The organism is Buttiauxella sp., from assembly GCF_049686335.1.
In the GTDB taxonomy this organism is placed as follows: Bacteria; Pseudomonadota; Gammaproteobacteria; order Enterobacterales; family Enterobacteriaceae; genus Buttiauxella.
Genome location: NZ_JBAVHX010000038.1, coordinates 25,260 through 31,919 on the forward strand (window position 1 = coordinate 25,260; position 6,660 = coordinate 31,919).

Here is a 6,660-nt window from a genome sequence, read left to right on the forward strand (position 1 = left end):
CGTTTTTAAGGCTCTGGTTACGTTCTCACTGTGATTGTCACGTGAGGATACTGATTGGGTTGACCGAGAAAACTCGTCCATCCCAGAAGTGAATTCTGTTCATTGCCAAGCGTCATGCCGCCCACTTGCTGCGGGGCAATCCCTAGTCGCAAATCCCAGGCAAATTGGTCACGTAATACAAAGGCAACAAAAAGTGTTAATGGCAGGAAGTTTTTACCGTTGGGTAAAAAGGAAAGAAATTGTTCACGAGTGAGGTTATTAAGACATAACAAAAACTTACCGCCACGGTCTGGAACATGACCACCGATGGAGAAATTCTTACCCAGCACCGATTTTTCCTGATATTTATTGCTACCGCGCATGACACGGCTTCCCAATCTGTTTTGTTGGTTGGGAGCAATATTCACTTTACGTAATTGCCAGCCGTGTAATGACACTTCCTCATGATCAAAGCAGTGAGAAATTAGGCTACAAATAACTTCGGGGGAACGGCCTGGATTAGCCATCGCCCCTGCGTAGGCCAGCATTTTGCTGTGATTAATGACAAGGCGACTGCGAATGCTTTCGCTACCCAATCCAACAAGTGAATACATCCGTTGAGAAAATGCATCTACACCACCATTGCGAAAGCAAGCGTAATAACGATATTTACGCCAAATGTGATAGACGAATTGAGTCCATCGGTGGGAAAACATATCCAGAAATTCCCCGAGTTTTTTTTCGCCTTGCGCAGAACCCCAGGCAAGATTGTCAAGGTAATACCCTGGTAACGGAGACTGACTACCATGCAATCCCAGAAATGTTGTGGTCATAACAAACTGACCAGCTATATTGCGGGTAAGCGCTTGCACATCGCTTTTAGGAAAAGCAATGTTGGCATCAGCTTCAAATCGTAACACTTCATCCTGAGGCTCAGTTTGAAGTGAGATAGCCTGATAGTTTTCAGTCTGTTTATAAATCGATTCCACGAGTGCATAAAAATTATAGCGACAGACATCGTGAAATGGATTATTTACCGTTAAATCAGCGCGTGCTGACCTATTTTTTCCGGCCATTCGTAACACTCCTGATTATCGATATTGACGACTTTTAATTCGTGGAAGCTATTTACGCTGGCATAAAGTGAAAAAAAGTGGGATAGCACTGTGCCCAATAGATAAAGCTCACCTTCGCAAACGAATGGCGTTTGGCGAATATAGATCGTTGAAGCTAGTCCTCTGATTGGTACACCTTTAAAAAGGTGATCCACGGGTTTGGTTTCAATTTGCTCAATGGCGTCCAGTTTTTGTTGAGATAACCGTGCTGCCTGCGGGTGCTGAATCCCTGGTAAATCATACGTGCGAAGAACCTGCTTCAAAGCATCAAGGTCTAGTAATGATAGATAATTAAGACTCATATTCGATAGCAGAGACCAATGCAGGCTTCCATCGAGAACAGGATATAAAGGCAGTGATGGGCGAGTGACATTTCGGAAGGAGGAAACGGCAGGGTTTTTCCCCATGGCATGATTAATATCACCTGTTTTGAGATGTGCCGGTATATATCTATTCGTACACGTTAACTCGGCAGAAACGACCTCATGTCCGTCATCGCTATATTCCCTTTCAGATAAGGTACCATCACCATGTACAAAAGAAATAAAGTGCTCAAGCCCTTGATAGGAAATCGATGTTTTAGATTTAACACGGTAATATAATGCTTCTCGTTGCTGAGAATATTCCACCTGATGCTGAAAGCTTTCAAAAGAAGAATAGGTACGGGTTGTTGTTTCGTCTGCTTTGCCTCGGTGATTATTATCATAATAACACCAGGTGCTTTCGACGCTATTAACTGAGAATATATCGTAGAACTCGGAAAGCCGATGGTTTGCTTTGAGTAAATAATCGGTTGTGGTGTTATTCAGCTCAATAGGCTCTGCGCTTTGTGAAAAAAGATTCACAGCAGGAGTGCAATACAATCGGATTGAGTCCTGCCGTAACTTTAAGTCCGGAGGTAAGGGTTTTGAAAAATGCACTCGGACAGTAAATTTATCCGCGATCGTCTCTGATGGTAAAGAATGAATACCTTGGACATCGAAAAAGAAAAAACTATCTAAATAACATAAGTATTCTTGTAATATGCGGTACCCGCTATAAACATTCTTTGGATACGGGAGTATTGCATCCGGTTTTTCAAAACCTACCGGAGTAAGTTTGAAATCAGGCAGGCGAATAGTATCGTCACCTACGACTAGTTCTGCTGCTGTCATGTACTCGCAGAACCATAGATAGAGTTGATAGCGAGTATAATTATCATCATTTCCTAACCAGACACGTATTTTGTCGAAGTCCAGCGTACTGATATCCTGCATGTTACCCAGCGCAAATGTTATATCAATCATCCCATGCTTGTGAGTGCTATTAGTTGTGACATCATCAATGCTGATGGGTAATAACCAGACGTCACGACTCAGTGTGAACACGCATGCGGGTAATGATTCATCAGAGTGTTGATCGGTAATTATTCCTATGGATTCATTTGATGCACTCATGACCTGCGAATCAGCGTTCACTAAAAATGCAGTGGTAACAGTTTTCGGGTTGGGTATGTATTCGATGATTGTCATGCTCGGTGTTGGGCGCAGGTAATTTGGCCACAATAAATTGAGCAGACTATGAGTCAATTCAGGAAATTCATCTTCAATTCTGGATCGTAAATTACCAGATAAAAAAGCAAACCCTTCTAGCAGACGTTCAACGTCAGGGTCAGCTTCTTTTTCTGCCAGAAAGGGAGCTAAATGGGGTTTTTCTTTGGCCAGTACTTTTCCTAACTGGCGAAGATAATCCAGCTCCTCTCGAAAATACCTTTCCTCAAATGACATATAACTTAATCCAGTTGGTAGTGATGTTGGTTATCTAATTGCATATTAAATTCCACGACATCCTTGCGGCCATTAAAGTCTAAGTGCGCCACAATATGAAAATTAAGATCCAAGGGGTTATATCCATCACTGCTCACAGCATGGACATCTGCTTGCTTTATACGAGGTTCGTAATCTTCTATACATTTCTTGATGGCTTCTTCGACCGTTTTTCGAAAATCTGCTGTTGAAGCTGTTGCGTCGTTTAAATCAATGACACCTAATTGCAATGTACTTTGAGAACTGCCAGGCCTGGAGTTAAGGATGCTGCGCAAGTTACGTTTAATCGATAATTGTAAATTCTCGATTTGCATTGAGCGTGAATGACCTGATGAACCATTTTCAATACGCTCAAATAAACTGGCTGATGCTTCTCTTTTCCGGCCTGGCGTTATCATGATTATTCCTTGTCAAGTCGACCGACAAGAGACAATTCAAAGTTGGCACCCATATATTTAAAGTGAGGGCGAACTGAAATAGCGACCTGATACCAACCCGGTTCACCATCAACATCCAAAACATCAATTTTGGCTGCGCGCAGAGGTTTGCGACTGCGGACATCTGCTGGTGGATTCTCCTGATCGGCAATGTACTGCTTAATCCAGTTATTCAGTTCACGTTCCAGATCATTACGAACCTTCCATGTACCGATTTGCTCGCGCTGAAGCACTTTAATGTAGTGAGCCAGACGGTTGATGATGAACATATAAGGTAATTGCGTTCCCAGCTTATAGTTGGTTTGCGCAATTTTTCCTTCCGGGGTTCCAGGGAATTTCCTTGGTTTTTGTACCGAGTTTGCTGAGAAGAACGCGGCATTATTGCTGCCTTTACGCATGGTTAACGTAATAAAACCTTCTTCGGCAAGTTCAAATTCACGACGGTCAGTGACGAGAATTTCGGTAGGGATTTTTGCCTGAGTCTGCCCCAGTGCGTCAAACATATGTACGGGTAAGTCATTCACCGCACCGCCACTTTGAGGGCCAATGATATTCGGACACCAACGATATTTAGCAAAGCTATCTGTCAGGCTACTAGCCAGTAAGAAGGCGGTATTACCCCATAGGTAATCTTCATGGCGATGGCTAACATCTTCTTGAAAATTAAATTTTTTAACAGGGTTTTCTACTGGTGAGTAAGGAAGGCGCAACAAGAACCGTGGTGCCGTTAGCCCCAGATATCGGGCATCTTCGGATTCCCGTAATGCACGCCATTTTGTATATGATGGGCCTTCAAAAATGGAAGCAACATCTTTGATGGTTGGCAGTTCGGTAAAGGATTTGAGACCAAAGAAATCAGGCGATACGGATGTCAGGAAGGGGGCGTGAGCCATAGCTCCAACTGCGCTGACATAATTCAGTAGCTTCATATCCTGAGCGTTATTGTTAAATGCGTAGCTCCCGATAATCGAAGCAATTGGCTCGCCGCCGAATTGACCATAACCTGATGAGTAAACGTGCTTATAAAATCCGGATTGAACAATTTCAGGAGCGAATTCAAAATCTTCCAACAGCTCTTCTTTAGTCGCATGCAGGATATTGATTTTTATATTTTCTTTGAAATCTGTCCGGTCAACCAGCAGCTTCATCGAACGCCAGAATGACTCAACTTGCTGGAATGGCTCAGCATGCAAAATGTTATTCATTTGCTTACTGATTTTGCTATCCAGTTCAGCAATCATGCGATCAACTGCAAGTTTATTCACAGGATCCTGATGATTACCGGTTTGCAGAATACTGGTTACGAAAGCGGCAATACCCTGGCGTGCAACATCATAACCGTCAGACTCTGGCTGAATACGGGTTTGCGCCATAATCTCATCAAGAAGTAATGTAGATTTATCAGCAGCTTCCGCTAAGGGCGAGGAAAGTTCTTCCTGTAACGACATGTTCAAAATCCTTCTTAAAATTATGCCTTATTGACGATATCTAGCTCTTTAAGGAGTTGGGCACGCGATTCTTCCTGATCCAGCAATGCCTGTAACTGGGTACGGAAAGCAGGAACATTCCCCATTGGCCCTTTTAACGCGACCAAAGCCTCACGTAACTCCAGCAATTTTCTGAGTTCAGGAACTTGTCTGGCGATATTATCCGGGGAGAAATCTTCGAGTGATTTCACGTCCAGCTCGACCTGAAGCTCTTCACCTTTCTTCTTGCTTAGGGAGTTGCCTACGCTAAAGTTCAGGTTGATTCCCGTCTCACTCATTACAGCGTTAAAATTATTTTTATTTATAGAAACTGTACTGCGTTCATCCAGCTGTGAATCTTCTTCACGGCCTTTCATATCGCCGACGACTAATAAATTTAGTGGTAATTCAACTTCTGAATTTAACCCATCAGCTTTGGGAACATAACGGATGTTAATTCGCTCTTTAGGCGCGATACTGCCGTCTTTATTGTTGCTCATATTTACTTACCCTTGTGTTACGCACTTATTGGTATGCCTGGCATTGATTGATTGACTGGCGTTAGTTAATAAATAGTTAGGGCTGATTTGTTGTTTGTCAGATTGATATTTTCTGAATGGTTAACACTGAATGGTGGCTACGTTATCACTATAAACCCGTGTTTTGTACAGATACAAAAGTACAGAAAGCTACTTCTATTTATGTTTTTTTTGTTGTGGTTTTATGTCTGCAACTGAAATTTAACTGGGGAACGTTCTTTTATTTGCTACTGTATTATTTTTTTATATGTTTGGTGGGCTAATCATAATTTATATAATTCATTAAGGTAGGAATACGGACAATGCCGGGGTTTTTGTTCTTTCATCTTTTTGCTGGTGTTATTTTATCGCTGGTTTCGTTTTGTTTTGTTTGCCAGTTTAAAATGTTAAATGATGTGAATCACTCTAGTTCATTCATGTTGCTTATGTGTATGACGTAGTTGGCAAACCAAATGAATGCTCAGAAATCATCGTTGATTAATAGTGATGTTTATTATTTACAGGAGTTTTTCAATGCCAACCCCATGTTATATATCAATGAATGGCCAGACTCAGGGCAATATTACTGCAGGTGCTTTCACCGCAGAATCGGTCGGCAATATTTTTGTCCAGGGGCATGAAGATGAAATGCTGGTGCAAGAATTCCAGCACATCGTCACCGTACCTACCGACCCGCAATCAGGTCAACCAGCCGGGCAACGTGCTCATAAGCCTTTCATTTTCACTGTAGCGCTTAATAAAGCCGTACCACTGCTTTATAACGCGTTGGCGTCTGGCGAAATGTTGCCAACGACAGAACTGAAATGGTTCCGTACTTCTGTTGAAGGTAAGCAGGAACACTTCTTTACGACTCGCCTGACTGACTCAACGATTGTGGATATCAATTGCCACATGCCGCATTGCCAGGATTCGACCAAGCGTGAGTTCACCCAATTGATCCAGGTTTCACTGGCTTATCGCAAAATTGAGTGGGAACACACTTCAGCCGGTACTTCTGGCGCTGATGACTGGCGCGCTCCACTGGAATCTTAATTCCGGGTTAAAAGTAATAACGTCCTGCATGCAGGACGTTATTTTACCGTCCTCCTGAAGGAGTCATTTTATGGCCTCAGACGGCACCCGCTTTACCTTCACCGCCGGGCATACTCCGGCGGACACCTTTGCGGTGGTGGGCTTTACATTAAAGCAGTCGCTCTCTTCCCTGTTCAGCCTGGATATCACCGTCGCCTGCAAGGATCCGGCAATTGACTTCAAAAACATCCTTGATGAAACAGCCACGCTGGTTATCTGGCAGGGCGAAGAGATTAAACGCCGGGTGC

6 protein-coding genes and 1 pseudogene are annotated in these 6,660 nt (G+C 43.1%); 2 read left to right on the plus strand and 5 right to left on the minus strand.

Annotated elements, in window-relative coordinates:
• Positions 1-17: 17 nt before the first annotated feature.
• From tssG to tssB, 5 genes are read right to left on the minus strand one after another with little or no spacing between them, the layout of a single operon-like run.
• Complete coding sequence (gene tssG, locus WBL83_RS21910; RefSeq protein WP_424591091.1) at positions 18-1,055, minus strand: type VI secretion system baseplate subunit TssG; 1,038 nt, start codon at positions 1,053-1,055, stop codon at positions 18-20.
• The gene (gene tssF / locus WBL83_RS21915) at positions 1,019-2,860 is read right to left on the minus strand and encodes a type VI secretion system baseplate subunit TssF (protein WP_424591092.1); all 1,842 of its coding nucleotides are present in this window, start codon (positions 2,858-2,860) and stop codon (positions 1,019-1,021) included. Before tssF ends, tssG begins: the two co-directional genes overlap by 37 nt.
• A 5-nt stretch (positions 2,861-2,865) precedes the next feature.
• A complete protein-coding gene (tssE, locus tag WBL83_RS21920; protein ID WP_424591093.1) occupies positions 2,866-3,297 on the minus strand; it encodes a type VI secretion system baseplate subunit TssE in 432 nt (143 codons plus the stop codon).
• Positions 3,298-3,299: 2 nt separating this feature from the next.
• The gene (gene tssC, locus WBL83_RS21925; RefSeq protein WP_424591094.1) at positions 3,300-4,784 is read right to left on the minus strand and encodes a type VI secretion system contractile sheath large subunit; all 1,485 of its coding nucleotides are present in this window, start codon (positions 4,782-4,784) and stop codon (positions 3,300-3,302) included.
• 20 nt (positions 4,785-4,804) lie between these two features.
• Positions 4,805-5,302, minus strand: a complete 498-nt coding sequence (gene tssB / locus WBL83_RS21930) for a type VI secretion system contractile sheath small subunit (RefSeq protein WP_424591095.1) — start codon at positions 5,300-5,302, stop codon at positions 4,805-4,807.
• A 552-nt stretch (positions 5,303-5,854) separates the two neighbouring features.
• On the opposite strand from tssB, the gene WBL83_RS21935 reads away from it, so the two are divergent.
• The gene (locus WBL83_RS21935) at positions 5,855-6,373 is read left to right on the plus strand and encodes an Hcp family type VI secretion system effector (protein ID WP_424591096.1); all 519 of its coding nucleotides are present in this window, start codon (positions 5,855-5,857) and stop codon (positions 6,371-6,373) included.
• 70 nt (positions 6,374-6,443) lie between these two features.
• Positions 6,444-6,660: pseudogene (locus WBL83_RS21940) on the plus strand (type VI secretion system tip protein VgrG); the annotation flags it as partial.

Bases quoted from the DNA above. Each gene is read 5' to 3' on its own strand.
- tssB (WP_424591095.1), bottom strand. From the start codon at position 5,302: ATGAGCAACAATAAAGACGGCAGTATCGCGCCTAAAGAGCGAATTAAC.
- tssG (WP_424591091.1), bottom strand. From the start codon at position 1,055: ATGGCCGGAAAAAATAGGTCAGCACGCGCTGATTTAACGGTAAATAAT.
- tssC (WP_424591094.1), bottom strand. From the start codon at position 4,784: ATGTCGTTACAGGAAGAACTTTCCTCGCCCTTAGCGGAAGCTGCTGAT.
- WBL83_RS21935 (WP_424591096.1), top strand. From the start codon at position 5,855: ATGCCAACCCCATGTTATATATCAATGAATGGCCAGACTCAGGGCAAT.
- tssE (WP_424591093.1), bottom strand. From the start codon at position 3,297: ATGATAACGCCAGGCCGGAAAAGAGAAGCATCAGCCAGTTTATTTGAG.
- tssF (WP_424591092.1), bottom strand. From the start codon at position 2,860: ATGTCATTTGAGGAAAGGTATTTTCGAGAGGAGCTGGATTATCTTCGC.